General features: G+C 68.4%; 23 protein-coding genes. 8 read left to right on the forward strand and 15 right to left on the reverse strand.

Going from position 1 to position 22,154, the window contains the following annotated elements:
* Window position 1: 1 nt before the first annotated feature.
* Complete coding sequence (locus BMY35_RS35585) at window positions 2–1,312, reverse strand: O-acetylhomoserine aminocarboxypropyltransferase (protein WP_093209576.1); 1,311 nt, start codon at window positions 1,310–1,312, stop codon at window positions 2–4.
* 164 nt (window positions 1,313–1,476) lie between these two features.
* On the opposite strand from BMY35_RS35585, the gene BMY35_RS35590 reads away from it, so the two are divergent.
* A complete protein-coding gene (locus BMY35_RS35590; protein ID WP_093209578.1) occupies window positions 1,477–1,929 on the forward strand; it encodes a CBS domain-containing protein in 453 nt (150 codons plus the stop codon).
* A gap of 33 nt (window positions 1,930–1,962) precedes the next feature.
* Here the strand turns inward: BMY35_RS35590 and BMY35_RS35595 are convergent, their stop codons facing one another.
* From BMY35_RS35595 to add, 3 genes are read right to left on the reverse strand one after another with little or no spacing between them, the layout of a single operon-like run.
* On the reverse strand, window positions 1,963–3,039 hold the full coding sequence (locus BMY35_RS35595; RefSeq protein WP_093209684.1) for a nucleoside hydrolase: 1,077 nt from the start codon (window positions 3,037–3,039) through the stop codon (window positions 1,963–1,965).
* 22 nt (window positions 3,040–3,061) lie between these two features.
* On the reverse strand, window positions 3,062–4,039 hold the full coding sequence (locus tag BMY35_RS35600; protein ID WP_093209580.1) for a Bug family tripartite tricarboxylate transporter substrate binding protein: 978 nt from the start codon (window positions 4,037–4,039) through the stop codon (window positions 3,062–3,064).
* A gap of 8 nt (window positions 4,040–4,047) precedes the next feature.
* The gene (add, locus tag BMY35_RS35605) at window positions 4,048–5,139 is read right to left on the reverse strand and encodes an adenosine deaminase (protein ID WP_177213789.1); all 1,092 of its coding nucleotides are present in this window, start codon (window positions 5,137–5,139) and stop codon (window positions 4,048–4,050) included.
* An 87-nt stretch (window positions 5,140–5,226) separates the two neighbouring features.
* Between add and BMY35_RS35610 the strand changes: the two genes are divergently transcribed.
* Entirely contained in the window at window positions 5,227–6,183 is a 957-nt protein-coding gene (locus tag BMY35_RS35610) for a LysR family transcriptional regulator (protein WP_093209583.1), read from the forward strand.
* 4 nt (window positions 6,184–6,187) lie between these two features.
* On the opposite strand, the gene BMY35_RS35615 is transcribed toward BMY35_RS35610, so the two are convergent.
* From BMY35_RS35615 to BMY35_RS35625, 3 genes are all read right to left on the reverse strand, one after another.
* Entirely contained in the window at window positions 6,188–6,823 is a 636-nt protein-coding gene (locus BMY35_RS35615; protein ID WP_093209584.1) for an N-acetyltransferase, read from the reverse strand.
* Window positions 6,820–7,704: a universal stress protein gene (locus BMY35_RS35620; RefSeq protein WP_093209586.1), complete on the reverse strand. Its 885-nt coding sequence runs from the start codon at window positions 7,702–7,704 to the stop codon at window positions 6,820–6,822. The genes BMY35_RS35615 and BMY35_RS35620 overlap by 4 nt, the downstream gene beginning before the upstream one ends.
* Before the next feature lie 351 nt (window positions 7,705–8,055).
* Complete coding sequence (locus tag BMY35_RS35625) at window positions 8,056–9,276, reverse strand: polyhydroxyalkanoate depolymerase (protein WP_093209588.1); 1,221 nt, start codon at window positions 9,274–9,276, stop codon at window positions 8,056–8,058.
* Between the two features lie 92 nt (window positions 9,277–9,368).
* Between BMY35_RS35625 and BMY35_RS35630 the strand changes: the two genes are divergently transcribed.
* A complete protein-coding gene (locus BMY35_RS35630; protein WP_093209685.1) occupies window positions 9,369–10,025 on the forward strand; it encodes a glutathione S-transferase in 657 nt (218 codons plus the stop codon).
* A gap of 10 nt (window positions 10,026–10,035) precedes the next feature.
* On the opposite strand, the gene BMY35_RS35635 is transcribed toward BMY35_RS35630, so the two are convergent.
* A complete protein-coding gene (locus BMY35_RS35635; protein ID WP_093209589.1) occupies window positions 10,036–10,863 on the reverse strand; it encodes a helix-turn-helix domain-containing protein in 828 nt (275 codons plus the stop codon).
* Between the two features lie 110 nt (window positions 10,864–10,973).
* Between BMY35_RS35635 and BMY35_RS35640 the strand changes: the two genes are divergently transcribed.
* Window positions 10,974–11,960 (forward strand): Bug family tripartite tricarboxylate transporter substrate binding protein, encoded by a 987-nt coding sequence (locus BMY35_RS35640; RefSeq protein ID WP_093209591.1) that lies wholly within the window; start codon window positions 10,974–10,976, stop codon window positions 11,958–11,960.
* A gap of 34 nt (window positions 11,961–11,994) precedes the next feature.
* Window positions 11,995–13,314 (forward strand): aromatic ring-hydroxylating oxygenase subunit alpha, encoded by a 1,320-nt coding sequence (locus BMY35_RS35645; RefSeq protein WP_093209592.1) that lies wholly within the window; start codon window positions 11,995–11,997, stop codon window positions 13,312–13,314.
* Here BMY35_RS35645 and BMY35_RS35650 read toward each other — a convergent pair.
* The 6 genes from BMY35_RS35650 to BMY35_RS35675 form a co-directional block, all read right to left on the reverse strand.
* Window positions 13,311–13,658, reverse strand: a complete 348-nt coding sequence (locus tag BMY35_RS35650; RefSeq protein WP_093209594.1) for a DOPA 4,5-dioxygenase family protein — start codon at window positions 13,656–13,658, stop codon at window positions 13,311–13,313. The two genes, BMY35_RS35645 and BMY35_RS35650, sit on opposite strands and share 4 nt — an antisense overlap.
* A gap of 7 nt (window positions 13,659–13,665) precedes the next feature.
* Window positions 13,666–14,295, reverse strand: a complete 630-nt coding sequence (locus BMY35_RS35655; RefSeq protein WP_093209596.1) for a DUF4166 domain-containing protein — start codon at window positions 14,293–14,295, stop codon at window positions 13,666–13,668.
* Window positions 14,292–15,326 carry an SRPBCC family protein gene (locus BMY35_RS35660; protein WP_093209597.1) on the reverse strand — a complete coding sequence of 345 codons (1,035 nt, stop codon included), beginning with the start codon at window positions 15,324–15,326 and terminating at the stop codon, window positions 14,292–14,294. Before BMY35_RS35660 ends, BMY35_RS35655 begins: the two co-directional genes overlap by 4 nt.
* A 49-nt stretch (window positions 15,327–15,375) precedes the next feature.
* Complete coding sequence (locus tag BMY35_RS35665; protein WP_093209599.1) at window positions 15,376–16,332, reverse strand: SAM-dependent methyltransferase; 957 nt, start codon at window positions 16,330–16,332, stop codon at window positions 15,376–15,378.
* A gap of 44 nt (window positions 16,333–16,376) precedes the next feature.
* Complete coding sequence (locus BMY35_RS35670; RefSeq protein WP_093209600.1) at window positions 16,377–16,796, reverse strand: thiol-disulfide oxidoreductase DCC family protein; 420 nt, start codon at window positions 16,794–16,796, stop codon at window positions 16,377–16,379.
* 63 nt (window positions 16,797–16,859) lie between these two features.
* Window positions 16,860–17,453, reverse strand: coding sequence for a GbsR/MarR family transcriptional regulator (locus tag BMY35_RS35675; RefSeq protein WP_093209602.1), 594 nt, complete (start codon window positions 17,451–17,453; stop codon window positions 16,860–16,862).
* A 123-nt stretch (window positions 17,454–17,576) separates the two neighbouring features.
* Between BMY35_RS35675 and BMY35_RS35680 the strand changes: the two genes are divergently transcribed.
* On the forward strand, window positions 17,577–18,671 hold the full coding sequence (locus BMY35_RS35680) for a PA0069 family radical SAM protein (RefSeq protein WP_093209603.1): 1,095 nt from the start codon (window positions 17,577–17,579) through the stop codon (window positions 18,669–18,671).
* Window positions 18,672–18,687: 16 nt separating this feature from the next.
* Here BMY35_RS35680 and BMY35_RS35685 read toward each other — a convergent pair whose 3' ends face one another.
* On the reverse strand, window positions 18,688–19,146 hold the full coding sequence (locus tag BMY35_RS35685; protein WP_093209687.1) for an Lrp/AsnC family transcriptional regulator: 459 nt from the start codon (window positions 19,144–19,146) through the stop codon (window positions 18,688–18,690).
* A 147-nt stretch (window positions 19,147–19,293) separates the two neighbouring features.
* On the opposite strand from BMY35_RS35685, the gene BMY35_RS35690 reads away from it, so the two are divergent.
* Window positions 19,294–21,552, forward strand: coding sequence for an aminotransferase class V-fold PLP-dependent enzyme (locus tag BMY35_RS35690; RefSeq protein WP_093209605.1), 2,259 nt, complete (start codon window positions 19,294–19,296; stop codon window positions 21,550–21,552).
* A gap of 41 nt (window positions 21,553–21,593) precedes the next feature.
* Window positions 21,594–22,151 carry a DsbC family protein gene (locus BMY35_RS35695; protein WP_093209606.1) on the forward strand — a complete coding sequence of 186 codons (558 nt, stop codon included), beginning with the start codon at window positions 21,594–21,596 and terminating at the stop codon, window positions 22,149–22,151.
* Window positions 22,152–22,154: the final 3 nt, after the last annotated feature.

Raw genomic sequence — 22,154 nt, forward strand, 5'->3', positions numbered from 1 at the left:
GTCAGGCACCCGCCTTTTCCGCGGCCTTCAGGGCGCGCTTCAGGTCGTCGATCAGGTCGGCCGGGTCTTCGAGGCCGATGGACAGGCGGATCGTGCCCTGCGAGATGCCCGCGCCCGCCAGCGCCTCGTCGGTCATGCGGAAGTGCGTGGTGCTCGCGGGGTGGATCACCAGGCTGCGGCAGTCGCCCACGTTGGCCAGGTGGCTGAAGATCTTCAGCGTCTCGATGAAGGCCTTGCCCTGCGCGCGGCTGCCCTTGATGTCGAAGCTGAACACCGCGCCGGCGCCGCGCGCGCCATGGCGCAGCAGCTTCTGCGCGAGCGCATGGCTCGGGTGCGATTCGATCAGCGGGTGTCCCACGCGAGACACGAAGGGGTGGCTCGCGAGGAACTCGACCACCTTCTGCGTGCTGTCGATGTGGCGTTCCATGCGCAGCGGCAGCGTCTCGATGCCCTGCAATATGAGCCATGCCGTGTGCGGGCTCATCGAGGCGCCGAAGTCGCGCAGGCCCTCGCGGCGGGCGCGCAGCAGGAAGGCGCCCACCGTGCTTTCCTCGCTGAAGACCATGTTGTGGAAGCCGTCGTAGGCCTGGGTCAGCTCGGCGAACTTGCCGGATTTCTCCCAGTCGAAGCTGCCGCCGTCGACCACCACGCCGCCGATGACGGTGCCGTGGCCCGAGAGGAACTTGGTGGCCGAGTGGTAGACCAGGTCGGCGCCCCAGTCGAAGGGCTTGATCAGGTAGGGCGAGGTGAGCGTGGAATCGACCAGCAGCGGCACGCCGGCCTCGTGGGCGATGTCGGCCACGGCCGGGATGTCGAGCACGTCGAGCCCGGGGTTGCCCACGGTCTCGCCGAAGAAAAGCTTGGTCTCGGGGCGTACCGCGGCGCGCCAGCCGTCGAGGTCGCCGGGCTTCACGAAGGTGGTCTCGATGCCGAAGCGGCGCATCGTGTAGTGCAGCAGGTTCTGCGAGCCGCCGTACAGGGCCGTGCTGGCCACGATGTGCGAGCCCGCGCCCATCAGCGTGGCCACCGACAGGTGCAGCGCCGCCTGCCCGCTGGCGGTGGCGATGGCGCCGATGCCGCCTTCGAGCGCCGACACGCGCTGCTCCAGCACCGCGTTGGTCGGGTTGCTGATGCGCGAGTACACATGGCCGGCGCGCTCCAGGTTGAAGAGGGCGGCGGCGTGGTCGCTCGACTCGAAGACGAAGGAGGTGGTCAGGTGGATCGGCACCGCCCGCGCGCCGGTGGCGGGGTCGGGCGCGGCGCCGGCGTGCAGCGCGAGGGTGTCGAAACCGGGGTCGGAATATCCGGGCATGAGGGCCTTTCTCGTGTCTGAGCTGTTGTCTCCTGGCAAAGCCCCGTTACGTCTGCAATTCAGCACGCGCGACAGGGGCGCTCAGGTCGGCGTCGATTGTGGGCTATATTCAAAAACGTAACCCCCGCCCAGATAGCCGGGATCGAGTTCGAGAGGAGCACACGATGAAAGTCAGCGACATCCTTCGCGTCAAGGGCAATACGCTCTTCACCATCACGCCAGACGACCTGCTGGCAGAAGCCGCCAAGACGATGGCGGAAAAGGACATCGGTTCGCTGGTGGTCATGGAACACGGCGACCTCGTCGGCATGCTCACCTTCCGCGAGGTGATCGTCACCATCGTCGCCAACGGCGGCCAGGTCGGCACCACGCAGGTCCGCAAGGCCATGGACGACGCCCCCGTCACCTGCACGCTGGAAACCGACCTCGACGAGATCCGCCGCATCATGCTGGAGCGCCACGCGCGCTACATGCCCGTGATGGACAAGCGCATGCTGATGGGCGTGATCAGCTTCTACGACGTGGCCAAGGCCGTGGTGGACAGCCAGAACTTCGAGAACAAGATGCTCAAGGCCTACATCCGCGACTGGCCGGAAGAAGACGAAAAGGCCGGCTGACCGGCCAGCCTTCCCTTGCGCGGCCGGCCCCGATCAGGGCAGCCGCGCGATCTGCGCCTGCAATAGCGCGTAGAAGCCCTCGGTATCGGCCTCGCTGATCCAAAGCGTATTGGGCGTGCGGCGGTTGTAGCCGCGAAAGTCGACCACCGTCGCGCCGGTCGTGAACTCGCCCTTCGTCTCCACATCCACGCTCACCTTCGCGCCCTTGAATAACTCGGGCTTCAGCAGGTACGCGATCACGCAAGGGTCGTAGATCGGCCCGACCGCCACGCTCCGGCGGCGCAGGCCGTAGGCCATCATCGAATCGAAGATGTCCGCCACCACCTTGCCGGCGTTGTTGCGCATGGCGCGGAAGGGCGCGATGCGATCGGGCGTCAGCAGCACGCGCCGCGCCGCGTCGTGCGACATGGCAGTCACCGGCACGCCGCTGCGGAACACGATCGAGGCGGCCTCGGGGTCCGCATACACGTTGAAGGTGGCTGCCGGCGTGATGTTGCCGCCCACGCCCCAGGAGCCGTCCATCACCACGATCTCGGCAATGGCCGGCTTGATGTCGGGCGCCGAGTTGAGCGCGGCCGCGAAGTTGGTGAGCGGCCCCAGGCCCACGAGCGTGATGCTCTTCGGCTGGGCGGCGCGCAGCGTCTCGATGATGTACTGCACCGCGTGCTTCGGCTCCAGCGGGCCGCGTGGCTCGTGCAGCGTCGGGCCTTCCATGCCGGTCTTGCCGTGCACGTCGTCGGCGAAGATGGGTTCGCGCACCAGCGGGCGCGGATAGCCGGCGTAGACCGGAATCTCGGGCCGGTTGGCCCAGTCGCGCACGATGCGCGCGTTCTTCTCGGTCACCGTGAGCGGCAGGTTGCCCACGCTCACGGTCAGCGCCTTGATGTCGAGCCGGTCGGTGGCGGCCATGGCCATCAGCAGGGCGATGGCGTCGTCCTGGCCGGGGTCGGTGTCGATGATGACCTGGCGCTTGCCCACTACGGGAGGCAGCCGGGTGGCGGGCGTGCCGGCGAGCGCCTGTGCCAGTTCGGCCGGGCTCGGGCTCTGTGCGAAGGCCATGCCCGTGAGGCCGGCGGCGGATGCGCCCAGCAGGGCACGGCGGGACAGCATGGGCAGGGTCTTCTTCACAGGCTCACTCCTTGATGTTGGCGGTCTGCACGATCTTCTGGTTGCGCGCGTACTCGGCCTGCACGAACTTCGCGAAGGACTCGGGCGTGCCGCTGCCCGGCAGCGCGCCTTGCTCCACGAGCTTGCTGCGCACGCCTTCTTCCAGCAGCACCGCGTTGAGTTCCTGGTTGATCTGCGCGACCACGGCCGGCGGCGTCTTCGCGGGCGCGAAGATGCCGGTCCAACTCACCATGTCGAAGCCCTTGAGGCCGGGCATCTCGTCGAAGGTGGGCACGTTGGGCAGTGCGGCCAGCCGCTTGTTGCCGGTGATGCCCAGCGCCTTCAGCCGCTTGCCGTTCACGTGCGGGATGGCGCTGGTGCTCACCAGCATTGCCAGGTCGACCTGCTCGCCGATCACGTCGGTGGCGATCTGCGCGCCGCCGCGGTAGGGCACGTGCGTAACGAAGATGCCGCTGCGCTCCTTCAGCAGCTCCATGGCCAGCTGCAGCACGGTGCCCACGCCCGAGGTCGCGTAGTTGTATTTGCCGGGCTTCGCCTTGGCCAGCTTCACGAAGTCGGAGAAGGTCTGGGCCTCGAGGCCGGGCCGTGCAACCAGCACCATCGGCGCGGTGTTGAGCATGCCCACCGGTGCCAGGTCCTTCAGCGGATCGAAGCGGAAGGCCGAGGGGTTCACCAGCTTGCCGATGGCGATGGCGCTGTCGGGGCCCGCCACCAGCGTGTAGCCGTCGGGCGCCGCATTCACGGCCTTGGCCACGCCGATGGCACCGCCCGCGCCGGCCACGTTCTCGACCACCACCGACTGCTTGAGCCGCTCGCCGAGTCGCTGGGCCACGAGGCGCGCGTTCACGTCCACGCTGCCGCCGGCGGTGAAGGGAACGATCAGCGTGATTGGCTTGGCGCTGGGCCAGGCCTGCGCGAGGGCTATGGTGGGCAGGGCGGCGCAGAGCGCGGCAGCGAGAAGCAGGCGGCGGGGCGTGTTCATGGCGTGGGTCATTCGTGGTTGGTGGGGGCGGGTTCGGTATCGAGCCGTGCGCGCAGCGCGTCGAACTCGGCGCTCCATTGCGTGCGCCATTCGCGACGTTGGGCATCGTCGATCCAGGCGCCGTCGAGGCCGTTGAGCATGAAGCCGCGCAGGTCGTCCAGGCCGAAGCCGAAGTCGCGCACCATCATCAGCCAGGCCTGCGTGGGCGTGACCTTGTGCAGCGTCGGGTCGTCGGTGTTGGGGTGGATGCGCAGGCCCAGGCCGGGCATGCGGCGGATGGGGTGGTCCAGGGCCCAGCGCTCGGGCGGCAGGGTGCGCAGGTAGTAGGAGTTGGTGGGCACCACGGTGAAGATCACGCCGCGCTCGGCGCACTTGTGCGCGTAGTCGGGCTGGTCGACCACCGTGTAGCCGTGGTCGATGCGGTCGACCTTCAGCTCGTCGAGCGCGGTGCGCACGTTGGTCCAGGGCATGCCGAACTCGCCGGCGTGCGCGGTGGTCTTCAGGCCGGCCTTCTTCGCCTCGGCATAGGCCCGGGCGAACATCTCGGGCGGACGGTCGACCTCGCGGTAGTCGATGCCGATGCCGATCACCTCGTCGCAACGGTGGGCCTTGACCCATTCGACCATCTCCACCGCAGCCTCGGGGCTTGCCTCGCGGTCGATGGCGGCGATGAGGCGGCCGTCGATGCCGAATTCCTGCTTCGCGTCGTGTATGGCGCGCACGATGGCGCCCTGCGCGAGTGGGTAGGCAATGCCCGATTCGTGCACCGTGCCGGTAGGGTTCCAGAAGAACTCCGCGTGGCGCACGTTGTGCGAAGCCGCGTCCTGCAGGTATTCGAGCGTGAGCTGGTAGATGTCGCCGGCGCTGCGCACCAACTGGGCGTCGAGCGCGCGCAGCACCCGCAGCACGCCGACCGGCTTCTCGCCGCGCGTGTAGAAGCCCTCGATCTCGTCGTCGGCCAGCGGAGAGCCGGCACGGCGATTGAGTTGCTTGAAGGTCTCGTGGCGCACCGTGCCGAACAGGTGGCAGTGCAGCTCGGCCTTGGGCATCGCATGCAGCATCGCCTCCAGCGTGAGGGGCGCGTGGGTGGGGCTGATCATGGCGGGCAGTCTAGTAACGCCATGCTCATAAGGAAAATTTTGAATTTCTATAATTTGATTCACTGAATCAATAACCGGGGATTCGCCATGGCCGCCTTGCCCCTGCGCGCTCTCACGCTGCGACAGTTGCAGTTCTTCTCGGTGCTGGTGGAGGAAGGCCAGTTCGGCAGGGCCGCGCGGCGGCTGGCCATCACGCAGCCGGCCCTGAGCAACGCCATCAAGCAGATGGAGAAGCTGCTCGGCGCCGAGCTGCTCACCCGCTCCACCCACCGGCTCGAGCTCACGCCCGTCGGCGCCGAGGTGCTCGCGCGCACCGACTTCCTGGTCAATACCTTCGAGGTGGCGCTGCGCGACATCGAGAGCACCGTGCAGCGCGGCCGGGCCTACGTGCGCATCGGCGTGATCCCCTCGGCCAGCGCGCGGGTGGCGGCCGCCGCCAGCGAATTCCTGCAAGGCGGCCATCGCGAGGTGGAGCTGTCCTGGCGCGATGCCCCGTCGAACGCCCTGCTGGCCGAACTGCGCAGTGGCCAGATCGACATGGCGGTGGCCGCCATCACCGAGCCGCCGGGCGGGCTGACCTGCATCGACCTGTTTCGAGACCCGCTGGTGCTCGTGGTGCGGCGCGACCACCCGCTGGCGGCGGCCGGCGATGCCACCTGGGAGGCCATCGGCAAGGAGCGGCTGGTGCTCTTCGAAAGCGGCAGCATGCCGGCGCTGGGCAATCCGGCGCGCGCGCAGTTCGCCCAGGGGCCGCAGCCGTATCGCGTGAGCTACTCCGAGACGCTCTATGCGCTGGTGCGCGGCGGGCAGGCTCTGGGCCTCATGCCGCGTCTCTACACCTCGTCGCTGCGCGATCCCGAACTGGCCGTGGTGCCGCTGCTGAAGCCGCGCGTCGAGCGCCGAGTGGTGCTGGCCTACCTGCCGGGGCCCATGCGCAACGTGGTGGCCCAGGAGCTCATCGCCTTCCTGCGCGAGCGGCTGCCGCAGGCCGGCGAGGCGACGGTGCGGCGCGTGAGCGGCAAGGGCGTGCGTACGCGGCGCTGAGGCTCTAACCCATCTGTGTTTCGCAGCGGAAGCGCTCCAGCGTCCAGCCTTCGCCGAGCAGAAACATGCGCGTGTGCAGCGAGTCGAGCGTGGCGCCACCGACCTCGCGGCCCAGATAGTTCAGCTGCTTGCATCGCAGGTCGGCGAAGCCGGCCTCGTAGTGGCGCGACAGGCGCTGCCAGAGTGCATGCGCGCCCGGAGACTGCCGGGCGCCGCTCATGAGGCAGGTACCCCGGTCCAGTGCCCAGCGATAGACGGCGGAGGCGAGCCCGTGCCGCTGCCAGGCCGGGTGGTATTGCGAATGCGGCGCGCGGATGTGGCGGTCGGCCCTGCGGCTCAGCTCGATCAGCCGGTTGAACACGGTGTAGCCGACGAGCATGTCGCGGCGCAGGTCCTCGATGTAGACGTAGAGCTCGCCGTCGGCCTCGCGAAAACGTGCGCGCAGGTCGGGGGCGCCGAGCCCGAGGCCCGGCATTTCCTGCAGGCGGTCGTGCATGGCGCGCATGCGTTGGTGTACGGGCAGGAGCGTGTCCTCGGGACTGGCCCTGCCCGGATCGACGTCGATGCGCAGTTCGGCCGGCCTGAAGCGCCAGCACGGCAGCAGGGGAAGAAACGGAAATGGCAGCGTCAGCGACGTCATGCCGTGCCCCTTTGCACCAGTGCCGCGGAGTGCCGCGCCTGCACGCCATGCGGCACCACGAGCACGTCGCCCGTGGACCATCGCAGCACGCGCAGCGCCACGCTGCCGAGCAGGAAGTCCGTCAACGCCGAGCGCCTGCGCTTGCCGACCACCAGCAGGTCGGCCCCGGTGTACTGCTGCTGGACGGCGGCCTGTCGCGCCGGATCGCCGCGACCGATCGACGACACCACGCGGTTGCGGCGCGCGCTCGATGCGTCCGAGAGCCACAGCATGCGCTCGCGCGCCTGGCGGGCGCAGGCGTGGCGGTAGGCGTCTATCACGTGCGCCGACACGTCCGCGTAGCGAAGCTTGCCTTCGTGCATGGGCGTGAAGGCATGGAACAGCTCGATGTCGGCCTGGCCGTCGAAGTCGCAGGCCAGATCGACCAGGGCACGCGATTCCTCGACGAGGTCGATGGCGACGAGGATGCGCGCGTAGCCGGCGGCCTGTGCGTGCAGCCGCGTCACCAGCACGGGCCGTTGCGCCGCCCGCAGCAGCCGTTCGGCGGGCTGGCCCCGGAAGAAGGCCGCGAGCGAACGGTCGGGCTCGTCGCCGATCACCACGAGGTCGCACCAGCGTGCCTCGCGCGCGGCGTCTTCGAGCAGCCCGTGCGTGTCGTCGATCTTCTTGACCAGGATGCCGAAGCGCTCGACCACCTCGAGGCACACGGCGCCCAGGCCGCCTGCCGCATCGGCATTCGCGGGGCCCGCGAACGCCGCGGGCGCGTACATGATCTTCAGCAGCGCGCCGTGCGCCGCCGCGATGGAGGCCGCGCGCACCACAGTGCGCAGGCCGCGCGCCGACAGGTCCGTCACCGCCAGGATCGATTGGATGTTGTTCATCGTCAGTGCTCTTTCCGCATGGCAAAGCCGGCCGCCGGCCTTGGCGAAGCGGCTGGCGGTGGGCAAGGGGTTCAGCTGGGGATAGCGCGGCGCGCCCGTGCGGGCGCGCTACCGCGCGGGGCTTGGGCCCGGCGGTCGATGAAAGGTGCTGAAGAAGAGGGAGGGAGGCTGACCGCCGGGCTCAGAGATCTGCGAGGGTCTGGTGCGACCCTGCGGCCGTCCGCGCAGTGAAGACTGCGCGCGGCGTGCTGCGGATGACGGGCTGGCGTTGCATGGCGGCCGAGTGTAGGAAGCCTCGCGCGCAAGGGCAAACAATGGCCTCACGGCCTTTGCCAGATTGGAAGTCGCCCCTCAGCCGTTCAGCTCGGCTGCGGCATGAATGGTTTCGCGCACGCGCGGGTAGATCTGCGCATTCCACTTGCTGCCGCTGAACACGCCGTAGTGCCCTACGCCGGCCTGCAGGTGATGCGCCTTCATGTAGGGCCGGATGCCCGTGCAGAGGTCCTGCGCCGCCACTGTCTGGCCCACGGAGCAGATGTCGTCGCGCTCGCCTTCCACCGTGAGCAGCGCGGTGCGGCGGATGGCGGCGGGGTTCACGGTGCGCTCGCCCACGGTGAGCCTGCCCAGCGGCAGGTCGTAGGTCTGGAACACGCGCTCCACCGTCTCCAGGTAGAACTCGGCCGGCAGATCGTTCACGGCCAGGTACTCGTCGTAGAAGGTACCGATGGTGCGAGCCTTCTCGATGTCGCCCTCGACCAGATGGCTGTACATGTCCTCGAACTGCTTCTTGTGCCGCTCGGGGTTCATGCTCATGAAGGCCGAGAGCTGCAGGAAGCCCGGGTACACGCGCCGCATCATGCCGGCGTGAGGCCAGGGCACGTGGCTGATGAGGTTGCGCCGGAACCAGTCGATGGGGCGGTCGGTGGCGAGCTTGTTGACGGCGGTCGGGTTGATGCGGCAGTCGACCGGGCCCGCCATCAGCGTCAGGCTGCGCGGCGTGGCGGGGTTGTCGTCCTCGGCCATCAGCGCGGTGGCGGCCAGCGCGGCCACGCAGGGCTGGCATACGGCCACCATGTGCACGCCCGGGCCCACGGCCTCCAGGAAGCGGACGAGCTGCAGCGTGTAGTCGTCGAGGCCGAAACCACCGTGCCACAGGGGCACGTCGCGCGCGTTGTGCCAGTCGGTCAGGTACACGTCGTGGTCGCGCAGCAGCGTGCGCACCGTTTCGCGCAGCAGCGTGGAGAAATGGCCCGACAACGGTGCGGCCAGCAGCACGGGCGGGTGCACCGCATCGGTGTTCTTGCGGAAGTGCAGCAGGGTGCCGAAGGGCGAGACGAGGGTCTTCTCCTCGTGCACGGCCACCTCCGAGCCGTCGGACACCACGCTGTGGATGCCGTAGTCGGGCCGGGTGTGGGTCAGCCGCATGCGCGAGAACACCTCGAACTGGGCCGCCATGCGCCGCATCATGGTGCGCTCGGTGCCTTCCTTCCAGAGCGCCTTGGCCAGGTACTGCGCCGCGAGCCGCGCCGGGGAGAGCAGGTCGGCTTGGTTCTGGTAGGCCCGGTACAGCATGAGCCCCGTGCAGGCAAGTTGCGGGCCAGCTGCATGGCATGGGGCTTGCACGCGGCAAGGGCAAAGGCGCAACGCCCAAGGAGAGCTCCGAGATGGCCAAACCCGTTCTCACCATCAGCAGCAAGAACTACGGTGCGTGGGCGCTGCGCGGCTGGCTGATGTGCAGGCTGGCGGGGCTGGACTTCAGCGAGAAGGTCATTCCGCCCGACGATCCGGCCATGAAGGCCGAGATGCTGCTGCTGTCCTCGTCGATGCTCGTGCCCTCGCTGCAGCACGGCAGCGTGAAGGTGTGGGACACCCTGGCCATCGGCGAATACCTCAACGAGATCAAGCCCAAGGCCGGCCTGCTGCCCGACGACATCGCCGCCCGCGCCCATTGCCGCGCCATCTGCGGCGAGATGCATTCGGGTTTCGCCTCGATGCGCGGCGCGCTGCCGATGAACATCAAGGCCCATTTCAAGAACTTCAAGGTTTGGTCGCGCGCGCAGGCGGACATCGACCGCATCGTCGCGATCTGGCGCGAATGCCTGAAGGCCTATGGCGGCCCTTTTCTCTTCGGCAAGCAGCCGGGCATGGCGGACGCCATGTACGCCCCGGTGGTTACGCGCTTCCTGAGCTACGACGTGGCGCTCGATGCCGTGTGCGCCGCCTACTGCAAGCGCGTGATGGAGCTGCCGGCCATGAAGGAATGGGTGGCGGCCGCCAAGCAGGAGCCCGACGAGATCGACGAGCTCGACGCGGAGTTCTGAGCCGCGCGCTTCATGAGCTTGCCGGAGGCGGCTCCAACCCCGCCTGCGCCAGCTTGCGCTCGATGTTCTGCGCGGCCTGCTGCAGGTCGCCCAGGTGGGCCGACACGATCTCGCGTTCGTTCTTCACCGCCGGCAGCCAGGCGCAGCTGAGGCAGCCCACCACCCGCTCGCCCTGGCGCAGCGGCACCGAGATCGCGCCGAAGCGGTCGGGCGAATCCATGCTGGTCGAGGTCGGGTCGCGCGTCACGTAGCCGAGGTCGCGCGCATGCGCCACCATGCGGCGGATGTTCTCGGGGCGCCGCGCGCTGCGGTCGAAGTCGTTGGGCGAGCGCGCCAGCGCGGCGAGGATCTCGCGGCGCTCGTCTTCCGGGCAGAACGAGAGATAGCAGCGCCCCAGCGAGGACAGCAGCATCGGCGGACGAAAGCCCAGCGCGCGGTAGTTGACGGCCAGTCCGTTGCGCGGCCTGTCGGTGTCGAGGATGAGCATGGCCGTGCCGTCGCGCACGCCCAGGTCGATGGGCCACGGCACCACGCGCTGCAGCGTGGCGCGCGCGGGCGCAGCCAATGCCGACAGCCGCGTGCGCCACGCCGCCGCCGGCCCCGACTGCCCGGTGGCAGAGGTGGGCACGTAGCGCCGGTCGTGCTCGCTGCGCTCTGCCCAGCCCGCCTGCTGCAGCGTCTTGAGGATGCGCAGCAGCGTCGCCTTCGACAGGCCGGTCTGCCGGTGCAGCTCCTGCAGCGTGACGGCCGAGGAGCGCTGGATGGCCAGCATCACGTCGAGCCCGCGGCGCAATGCGTCGATGGATTTCACGCTCTGTGCGCCTGTGGTGTCCGACATGCCGGTCTCCGGAAAAAGGTTCACTGCGTGAAACTATATCTTCTGGCTTCGCAGCCCCGTTCCTACAGTGCGGACGACACCAACGTCGTCCCATCGAGAAGGAAAAGAGCATGTTGTTTCACCCGCGAAACGCGGCCCGTGCCGCTGCAGCAGCCGTTCTTTCGCTATGCGCCGTCACCGCGGCCATGGCGCAGTCCTGGCCATCGAAGCCGATCACCATCGTCGTGGCCTACCCGGCCGGCGGCGACACCGACGCCATCGCGCGCACCTATGCCGAGAAGCTGTCGCAGCGCATCGGCCAGCCGGTGCTGATCGACAACCGGCCCGGCGCGAGCGGAATGATCGGCAACGTCTGGGTCGCGAAGGCACCGGCCGACGGCTACACGCTGCTCTTCACGCCCAGCACCTTTCCCATCGCGCAGCACGTTCTGAAGGCCGGCCCCGGCGTGGCGCACGACGTGGTGAAGGACTTCACCCCCATCGTCAAGACCGGCAACATCCCGCTGCTGCTGGTGACCGCGCCGGTGACGGGCATCCGCAGCGTCGCGCAGCTCGTGGCCGGAGCCAAGGCCGGCAAGGCGCTGAGCTACGGCACGCCGGGCGCGGGTTCGCCGATGCACATCGCGGGCGAGCTCTTCAACAAGGACGCGGGCATCGCGGCCACGCACGCGCCGTACCGCGGCGTGGCGCCGGTGGTCAACGACGTGCTGGGCGGCCACGTCGGCGTGGGCTGGATCACGCCGGGCGCGGTGGCAAGCCACATCGCCGCGGGCAAGCTGGTGCCGCTCGGCGTCGCGGAGCGCCAGCGCACGAAGCTGATGCCCGAAGTGCCCACCTTCATCGAGCTGGGCTTCAAGGACGTGGACGTGAGCGCGTGGATGGGCCTGCTCGGCCCGAAGGCGATGCCGCCCGATGTGGTGCAGGCGCTCAACAGGCATTTCAACGAGATCCTGAAGATGCCCGACGTGCAGGCAAAGATGGCCGCGCTCGGCATCGAACCCGTGGGCGGCGCGCCCTCGGTGCTGGCGCAGCAGATATCGGACGACGACCAGCGCTTCGGCAGGCTGGTGCGCGAGTTCGGCATCCGCGCCGACTGAAGAAGACAAGCGACAAGGAACAAGGAGACTCCGCATGTTGAGCGAAGAAAAGAACCGCCTGCTGACCGAAGTGGGCCCCGGCAAGCCGATGGGCGATTACCTGCGCCGCTACTGGCACCCGATCGCGGGCGCGAGCGAGTTCGACGACAAGGCGGTGAAGCCGCTGCGCATCCTGGGCGAGGACCTTGTGCTCTACAAGGACCTGAGCGGCAACTACGGCCTGGTCGACCGCCGCTGCCCGCACCGCAACGCCGACATGTCGTACGGCTACGTCGAGCAGTGCGGCCTGCGCTGCAGCTACCACGGCTGGCAATACGACCAGAGCGGCCAGTGCGTGCACCAGCCCTTCGAGGAAACACTGGACCCCGGCGCGCGCATGCGCAGGAACACGAAGATCAAGGCCTACCCGGTGCAGGAGAAGGCCGGCCTGCTGTGGGCCTACATGGGGCCGCAGCCCGCGCCGCTCCTGCCCGACTGGGAACTCTTCAACTGCGCGAACGGCTTCGCGCAGGCGGTGTTCGCCGAGATCCCGTGCAACTGGTTCCAGTGCCAGGAGAACTCCATCGACCCTGTGCACTTCGAGTGGACCCACAACAACTGGACCACGCGCCTGCAGGGCGACGAAGGGCCCTACGTGCCCACGCACCTGAAGCTGGCCTTCGAGGAATTCGAGCACGGCTTCGTCTACAAGCGCCTGCGCGGCGGCGAGCGCGAGGACAACGTGATGTGGACCACCGGCCGCGTCACGCTGTGGCCCAACGGCTTCTTCCTTGGCCATCACTTCGAATGGCGCGTGCCCATCGACGACCACAACACGCTGAGCGTGCTGTGGGTGCTGAGCCGCGTGCCCAACGAGCAGGAGCCCTACGTGCAGGAGCGCATTCCCTCGTGGTACGGACCGATCAAGGACCCGGTGACCGGCCGCTGGATCACCAGCCACGTCGCCAACCAGGACTTCGTGGTGTGGGTGGGGCAGGGCGCCATCACCGACCGCACGCGCGAGAAGCTGGGCCAGAGCGACAAGGGCATCGTGATGATGCGCCGTCGCTTCTTCGAGGAACTGGAGGCGATGCAGGCCGACCCGGCGCACGAGCCGAAGGGGCTGATCCGCGACCCGGAGAAGAACCGTGACGTGTTCCTGCCCTCGGCGTGTCGCGACGAAATGATCAACGGCCTGCCGCGCAAGGAGCTGGCGGCGCATCCGCTGCTGGGGCCGTATCTGAAGGACTTCTTCGGACAGGCCGGGCAGCCGGAGGATGTGCGCGCGGCCTACGAGCAAGCCATCGGGCAGAAGGTGGAAGGCGCCACCTTCTTCAAGGTGCACGGCGCCGGCCAGGAGGAGGAAACGGTCTAGCGGCGGAACATCCGCAGGTCGAGTTCGCTTTCCTCGCCCAGCCACATGGCGTGCGTCGTGTGGTCGGCGAGGTCGTCGCCGGTCACGCCGTGCACGAATACGTCGAGCCCGTCGCGGTTGGCTTCGAGCCAGCCGATGACCTGGTCGAACTCGGCGGCGTCGAAGGCGAGCTGGCAGCTCCAGTGCGGATGCGGGCCCACCAGCCGCTCGTGCACCCGGCCGACCACCACCATCAGTTCGTGGCCTGCGCGTTCGCAGAGGGCGCGGGCCTGCGCGATCGTGTCGGGCCCGAAATAGACGTGGGCGTGGTACTGGGCGTAGAGGTTTTCTGGTCGGCGCGGCATGGTGCGCTCATTGTGATCCTGTTCGTGGGCCGAGGTGAAAGCACCCGCTGTAGCGGAACACGTCACCGAACAGGCGGTGACGCAGCAGCATTTTCATGGTGAAGCGGTCGGCATCGGCCGGGTCGGGGCGCTCCTCCACGTAGGCCGTGCCCATGAAGAGGCCCAGCGGCAGCGGAATGCGCAGCCCCGCGATGCGCCAGACATAGCCACGGTCGCGGAACACCACCGCGCCTTCTTCCGCGCTCACTGCCAGGCGCATGCCGATGCCGAAGCGCACGTATTCGATCACCTCGCCGGCATGGCCTTCCGCAAGCTCCATGTGCGAGCGGAAATGAAAGGGCGGCCTGCCCGGGAAATGAAAGACGCGATCCCAGTAGAGCGTGGCGTTGTCGGGACGGCAGCGGTAGTGCACTTCGATCGGAACCTCCTTGCCCTGGTGCGGCACGAGCGCGCCGAACAGCCGGCCGAAGGGCATCAGCAGCGCGGCCCAAGGGGCGTGCCAGACCTCGCTCATGGTGCCGCGCACGCAGACGTGGTCGTCGGAGAACGGCCGCATCGTGTAGTGGCGGCGGATGACGTCGCCGAGCCTTTCCCAGTCGGAGCCGAGCGCCTGCTGGAAGACGGGCTGCATCGTCATCGGGCCGCCGCGGTTGCCGTGGCTTCGGCGCGTGCCTTGTAGAAGCGCAGGATGTTCTGCGAGGCGTCCGCCAGCATGAGATGCATGACACGGTCGGCATACCAGTTGAAGCTGGTGCTCATGCGCCACGAAACGGCCACGCGCAGCTCGGTGCCGCCGTCGCGCGGCGTCAGCGTGTAGGTGGCGTCGCGCAGGTCGAAGTACTGGCCGCCGATCATCACGTGGTCGTCGAGCGCGCCGGCAGGGAAGGAGTCGGGCGAGAAGCGAAAGCGCCACTTCAGCAGGCGGTTGGGCTGCCACTCGGTGATGACCTCCTCGAAGTGCACGTTCTTCTGCCACTGCACCTGGCGCACGCGGCCCTCGGGGGTGTCGACCGTCACGCCCGACACCGGCATCGGCACGCCGATGCGATAGGCCCAGGCGTCGCCGACCTCCTCGGGGCGGATGTCGTACGCGGCGTTGAGCTCGTGCCACACGCGCTCGGGCGGCGCGGCGATGAAGAGCGTGCGCGAGGTGTCGGAGTAGCGGTCGGGGTTGGGCAGCTGGGGCTCGATGGCGCCCAGCACCAGCGGCAGCATCGCGAAGCTGTAGACGGCTTGCTTCGGCCAGTTGGTGATGCGGCACACGATGCCCATCGCGAGCCCACCGACGCTGCCCATGGTGGCGAACAGCGGCACGATGACGATGGCGCAGATCAGGCCTTCGATGAACACCAGCAGCGTGCCGCCGACGAAGAGCGAAGTCGCCACCCACGGCGCCCAGATGTAGTAGCCCCAGCTGCGCCGTTCGATGCGCTCGGCCATGTAGACCGTGACCGCGCCGCACACCGCGGGCACGAAATAGACGAAGGAGCCCAGCATGGCCGAGTAGGGATTGCCGGGGGCGCTGCTGAAGACGATGCGCAGCACGAGCGCAATCGCGGCGCCGGACGCCATCGGCCAGAACCAGCCGAAGGGCATGCCGCGAACGGGCTTGGGTGGTTCGATGGGGGTGAGTTCGGAAAGCCTGCCTTCTTGGGAGTCGTTTTGCATGCGGGAACCTCTTCTTCTCCTCGTTGTGTCGTTTTCGGGGCCTGCCTGTTCAGTCGCAACGGCGCGTCGCGGTGACCATGCAGTAGTCGAAGTCGCGCCAGAACATGCCCAGCGCCAGTGCGCAGTAGCTGGCCACGATGTGCTTGCGCCGCCACGGGCTGAGCCTGCCGCGCGCCTTCCAGAGTTCGGCCAGCGTGAAGCGGGTTGCGAGCACGGGGATGTGCAGCGCGCTGGGCGCGACGCGCCAGCGCAGCGACTTCACTTCCACGTCTTCGAAGCCATGTGCCTGCAGCGCCGCGACGAAATCGTCGCGCACGGCCAGCGTGGGCACGGCCCAGCTGTCGGCCCACAGGCGGTGCAGCCAGCCTGCGAGGCGGCCGGGCTGGCGCCGCAGCAGGAAGCCGTCGACCACCGCCAGCCGCGCGCCGGGCTTCAGCAGCCGGGCGGCTTCGCGAACGAAGTCGGCCTTGTCGGTGCCGCCGGCATAGCAGGCGCTTTCCACGGCCCACGCGCCATCGGCCTGCGCGGCGGGCAGGCCGGTGCGGGTGTAGTCGGCTTCGATGTGCGCCATGCGGTCGGCCACGCCGGCGGCGGCATCGAGCTTCGCGGCGATGCGGTTCTGCACGGCGACGTTGGTCACGGTGACGGCGTAGAGCGATGCGTCGTCGCCGACCAGCGTGCGCGCAGTGGCCCCGGCGCCGCAGCCCATGTCGATCACGCAGCGGCGCGTGTCGTTGCCCTGGGGCGCGTCGCCGAGGCGCAGCGCGCGGCCGACCATGCGGTTCATCTCCACCAGCATGCCTTCGCGCCGCAGCGGGTTCAGGCCCGCGCGCCAGAAGCCGAAGTGCATGTTGTAGCTGGGGCTCCAGGCGCTGTAGTCGGTCGCGACCTCGGTGAAGTAGTCCTGCGTGTCGCCGGGCGTGATGGGGAGGCCGGCATGGTCGGTGCGCGGGCGGGCCGGTGTTTCGCCCGGCATGCGGAAGTCGGGCTGGAAGACGGTGGGCATGGCTCTGTTCCCTCGTGTGGTTGTTCGTCGGGTTTCTTTTCAGGTCAGATGCGGCAGTTGTCGTCGCATGAACGCGCGACGCGCCCGGCGAGCCTCGTGGCCAGCCAGCGTGGAATGCGGTAGCGGTTGCGCGCCAGCAGCGCATAGGCGCGGTCGGCCAGCGGAGCGACGACCGGCAGGTCGAGCAGGAAGCTGCCGCTGGAAAGCCCCACCGCCGAGCGGCAGATGCGGATGGCTGGCACGCCGACGTGCACGCGGCCTTCGGCGTCCGACACGTGGATGGCCGCCATCAGCGCCTCGCGCGGCGCCGGGCCGCCGTTGAACGCGGCCGGGGAGCAGTCGATCATCTGAAGCCGGCCAGCCTTGTCGCGCGCCTTGAGGCTGCCCATCTCGGCCGAGCAGATCGCGCAGCTTGCGTCGAAATAGACGGTGAGAGGGTAGGCGGGGGTGCTGGTGTTGCTCATGATGTTTTTTGTTCTCGATATTTCTGTTGAAACAGAAATGATTGGGCAAAAAAAGAGACCGGCTCAGATCATGGGAAGGCTGGCGTGGTGCGCATCGGGGTCGTCGCCCTTGCCGCCCTTGCCCGGCTGGGCCGAATCGCCGCGCACGAAGCGCTGCACGCTCGCGCCCAGCGTCATCACCTTGTCGAGCGTGCCGGGCGAAAGCCGCAGCATTTCGTCGGCCCAGGTGGCGAGCTTTTCCATGAGCTCCATGGTGGAGCGGATGCGGTCCTGCGCATCGGCCGGCTCCTTCTGGAATTCGGGGCTGGAGACCAGCTCGCGCAGCACGCGCACGGTGGGATCGAACTCGCGCTCCTTGCGCTCGCGCACCACGGTGCGGAACAGCTCCCACACGTCGACGCTGGTCTCGAAGTAGTCGCGCCGGTCGCCCAGCGTGTGGGTGATGCGCACGAGGTTCCAGGCCTGCAGCTCCTTCAGGCTGTTGCTGATGTTGGAGCGGGCCACGCCGAGCGTGTCGCACAGCTCTTCGGCGTTCATGGGCTTGCCGTATGCGAAGAGCAGGGCGTGGATCTGCGAGACGGTGCGGTTCACGCCCCACAGCGAGCCCATTTCGCCCCAGTGCAGGACGAACTTGCGTTGGATGTCGGTGAGTTCCATGGCGCCGAGTTTAGGATTTACGAAATTTCTGTCAATAGAGAAATTGAAAAACTGGCGACGATGGTGAATCGATGGAATACTGTATGAATAAACAGTAAATCGAGTTGCGAAGGAGTCGCCGCCATGCCAGCCGCCCGCATCCCCATCCATGCCATCAAGGGCCGCGGCGCGGCCACGCACATCGCGCACCGTTTCTCGAAGGACGAGCGCAATGCCTTCGACGACGGCTGGGGCACGCTCGAGGAGGGCGTGGCCGAGGCGGAAGAGCTGCAGCCCCTCGCCACCGAAGTGCGCTTCGAGGACGTGAAGTCGGTGCTCAACGAGAACGAGTCGCCCGACATCTCCTTCGACCGCTCGCTCAATCCGTACCGCGGCTGCGAGCACGGCTGCATCTACTGCTTCGCGCGGCCCACGCACAGCTATCTCAACCTGTCGCCGGGGCTCGACTTCGAGACCAAGCTGATCGCCAAGCGCAACATCGCCGAGGTACTGCGCACCGAGCTCGGGCGCAGGAGCTACCGGCCGAGCTACATCGCCATCGGCACCGCCACCGACTGCTACCAGCCCATCGAGCGCGAACTGCGCCTCACGCGCTCGGTCATCGAGCTGCTGCGGGAAGCGCGGCATCCGTTCGCGCTGGTCACCAAGTCGAGCGCCATCGAGCGCGACCTGGACGTGATCGCGCCCATGGCGGCCGAGCACCTCGCGGCCGTGTACGTGACCGTGACCACGCTCGACGGCGAGCTCGCCCGCAAGCTGGAGCCGCGCGCAGCCGCGCCGCATCGTCGGCTGCGCACCATCCGCACGCTCACCGAAGCCGGCGTGCCGGTCGGCGTGAGCGTGGCGCCGCAGATTCCCTTCGTGACCGAAGACATGGAGCAGGTGCTCGAGGCCGCGTGGGAGGCCGGCGCGCGCAGCGCCTTCTACACGGTGGTGCGGCTGCCGTGGGAGGTGGCGCCGCTCTTCAAGGAATGGCTCGCGCTGCACTACCCGCAGCGCGCCGACCGCATCATGGCGCGCATCCACGAGATGCGCGGCGGCAAGGACTACGACGCCGACTTCGCCACGCGCATGAAGGGCTCCGGCCTGTGGGCAGACCTGATCCACCAGCGCTTCCAGAAGGCGACCAGCCGCCTGGGCTACAACCGCGAGCGCATTCCGCTCGATGTGTCGGCGTTCCGTCCGCCGGGCGCGGCGGGGCAGGGCAGCCTGTTCTGACCCGACCGGGGGTCTTCTACACGTAGCTCAGCGGCAGGGCCGTGGTCTGCTTCAGTTCCTGCATGGCGAAGCTCGAGCTGACGTCGTGCAGGTTCGTTCCCGTGATGAGGCGCTTGTAGACCGCGTCGTAGGCCGCGATGTCGGGCACCACCACGCGCAACAGGTAGTCGACGTCGCCGCTCATCCGATAGAACTCCACCACTTCCGGAATGGCATGCACCGTGGCCGTGAAGCGGTCGAACCATTCCTGCGAGTGCGTGCTGGTGCGCACCGACACGAACACCGTCACCGCCACATTGACCTTGCGCGGATCGAGCAGGGCCACCGAGCGCGTGATGACTCCGGCCTCCTTCAGGCGCTGGATGCGCCGCCAGCACGGCGTGGCGGAGAGGCCGACCTGCTCGGCGATCTGGGCCACCTGCAGCTCGGCGTCTCGCTGCAGGAGATCAAGAATCCTGATGTCTATGGAATCCAGTTTCACGAACTATTCAAAAAAGAGCATTGAATTCCAATCTTATAGATATCGACAGCGCAAAAGGCAAGCCGCTTCCCGTGCCCGGCCGGCAGACTCCTTCAGGAGCGCGGCACCCGCCCTGCAACCCCTTTCGCTGGAATCACCTCAATGGACATCTACCTCGACGCCAACGCCACCACGCCCGTGCTGCCCCGCGCGCGGGCCGCGGCACTCGCAGCCATGGCCGACGACTTCGGCAATCCCAGCAGCGTCCACAGCACCGGGCTGAAGGCGCGCGCGCTGATGGATTCGGTGCGCGCCCGCGCGCGCCGCCTGCTCGGCGCTCCCTCGGGGGGCCTGCTCTTCTTGAGCGGCGCCACCGAAGGCATCCAGACGGCCGTGCTGTCGGCGCTGAGCTCCCTGCGCGGCCGCACGGACGTCGACTGCATCCTGTACGGCGCGACCGAGCACAAGGCGGTGCCGGAGGCGATCAGGCACTGGAACAGGCTGCTGGGCCTGGACCTGCGCGTGCTGCCCATCCCGGTCGGCCGCGACGGCCGCCACGACCTGCAATGGCTGCGCGCGCATGCCGGCCGGGCCGGCCTGGTCTGCACCATGGCCGCCAACAACGAAACCGGCGTCATCAGCGACCTCGACGGCATCGAGCAGGCATTGGCCGGCAGCCCGGCCCTGTGGATGGTGGACAGCGTGCAGGCGCTGGGCAAGCTCGAACTGCGGCTCGCGGCCCACCGCATCGACTACGCGCCGTTCTCGGGCCACAAGCTCTACGCCCCCAAGGGCATCGGCATGCTCTACGTGCGCGAAGGCGCGCCGTTCACTCCGCTGATGGCGGGCGGCGGCCAGGAAGGCGCGCTGCGCTCCGGAACCGAGAACATGTCCGGCATTGCCGCGCTCGGCACCGTGCTGGAGGCGCTCGAGGACGGCCAGACCTTCATGGGCAGGCGCACGCTGGAGGCGTACCGCGAACGCATCGCCGCCGCGCTGAAGAGCGCGTTCCCCGGCGTGGTGTTCAACGCACCCTTCGAGCTGAGCCTGCCGACGACCCTCAATTTCTCGGTGCCCGGCCTTGATTCCAAGCTGCTGCAGGACCTGTTCGACGCAGCCGACGTGCGGGTGAGCGGGGGCTCGGCCTGCGGCGCGGCCAAGGCGCTGCCGAGCCATGTGCTGGAGGCGATGGGGCTGCCCGCCTGGCAGGCGGCATCGGCCGTGCGCCTGTCGTTCGGCCCGGCCAGCGACCCGGCCTTCATCGACGAAGCCTGCGCGCGCATCGGCTCCTGCGGCGCTTCGCTGCGCGCCAGTTGCCTAAGTACCTCGGAAGAAGCGCCGCGCCCGGGCAACGCGCTCGACGGCCTGACCCGGTTCGTGGTGGGCGGTGCGTGTTGCTACCTCGTGGCCGACGCCGACAGCCGGCGTTGCGTCGTCATCGACCCGCTGCCCGAGCTGACCGGGCGCATCTCGCAGCTGCTTCGCTGCCAGGAATACACACTGGTCGCCGCGCTCGACACGCACAGCCACGGCGATCACGTCTCCTCGGGCGGCGAGCTGCGCGCGGCGCTTCCCGCGCGGCTCCTGGCGCAGGGCGGGTTCGATGCGCTCGGCTGGCCGCTGGGCATCGATGCGATCTGCCTCGGGGCGCAGATGCTGACCCGGCTCGCGACCCCCGGGCACACCGCCGACTCCACCGCCTACCTGTTGCACGATGCGCAGATGAACATCCGCCTGGCTTTCGTGGGCGACACCGTGATGCCCGGCGCATTGGGCCGGAGCGACTTCGCGCAGAGCGCGCCGCTGGCATTCGGCTCCTCGCTGAAGAAGCTGCAGCAGGCAGCGGGCCCGCGCACGCTGCTGCTTCCGGCGCACGACTACGACGACCGCTTCGCGAGCACCCTGGTCCGCGAATGCGCCGCCCAGCCGCTGCTCGCGCAGGTGCTCGCCGGCGGCATCGACGCGCAACACTTCGCGGCGGCGAAGGCCGAACTCGAAGAAGGCCTCGCGCTGACCGAGTACCAGACCCTGGCATGCGGCGCACGCGTCGACACCGGCTGCGCCGGCACGGGCCACGAGATGAGCGCCGCCGAGGCGCGGCGGCTGCTGCGCGAAAACCCGGGCCTGCTGCTGGTGGACGTGCGCGAGCCCTACGAGCAGCGCCTGAGCGAATCGCTTCCCTTCGGCGCCGACGCGCATTGCGAAGCCGTTCCGCTGTCGGGGCTGCTCAATGCGTTGCCCGCGTGGCTGGCGCTGCCGACCGCGACCCCGGTGCTGTTCTACTGTCGAAGCGGCAATCGCAGCGCGCAGGCCGCCAAGGCGCTTCGTCGCCTCGGCCATGCGCAGGCATGGAGTCTCTCGGGCGGCCTCGCGCTGTGGCCTGCGCGCGTTGCCGAAGAGTCGGGCGCCGCAGTGCATTGAACGTCCTCGACAAACCATTTCCCCCGATCGACATGGAGAATATGAATTCCACGCGCCGTACCTTGCTGACGGCTTGTGCCCTGGGAGCACTCGCATTCGCAGGCGCCAGCCATGCCCAGGGCAAGAGCAGCTCGCCGGAAGGGCGCTTCAAGAAGATCGACGGCTTCGTCTTCGACAAGCTCCCCCTGAACGACGCGATCAGGATCGTGCACGGCAGCGGCAAGCGCAGGCTGGCCGTCTTCTCCGATCCGAACTGCGGCCACTGCAAGCGCATCGACAAGGACCTCAAGGCCATCGGCAACGTGACGGTCTACATGTTCCTGTACCCCGTGCTCGGCGACGATTCGCTCGCCAAGGCGCGCGGCGTCTGGTGCAGCAGAGACAGGCAGAAGACCTGGTCCGACTGGATCGAGAGCGGCACCCCGCCCGCCGGCGCGGCGCAGGGCTGCGACACCACCGGCCTGCAACGCGGCATCGAGCTCGGCCGCCGCTACAAGGTCGAAGGAACGCCGACGCTGATCTTCGACGACGGCACCCGTGTGCCGGGCGCGATTCCGCCCGCCTGGATCGAGACGCTGCTGGCCGCTCCCGCCAGGTGAGCT

Origin of the sequence: Variovorax sp. YR750 (assembly GCF_900109805.1) — a bacterium.
In the GTDB taxonomy this organism is placed as follows: Bacteria; Pseudomonadota; Gammaproteobacteria; order Burkholderiales; family Burkholderiaceae_C; genus Variovorax; species Variovorax gossypii.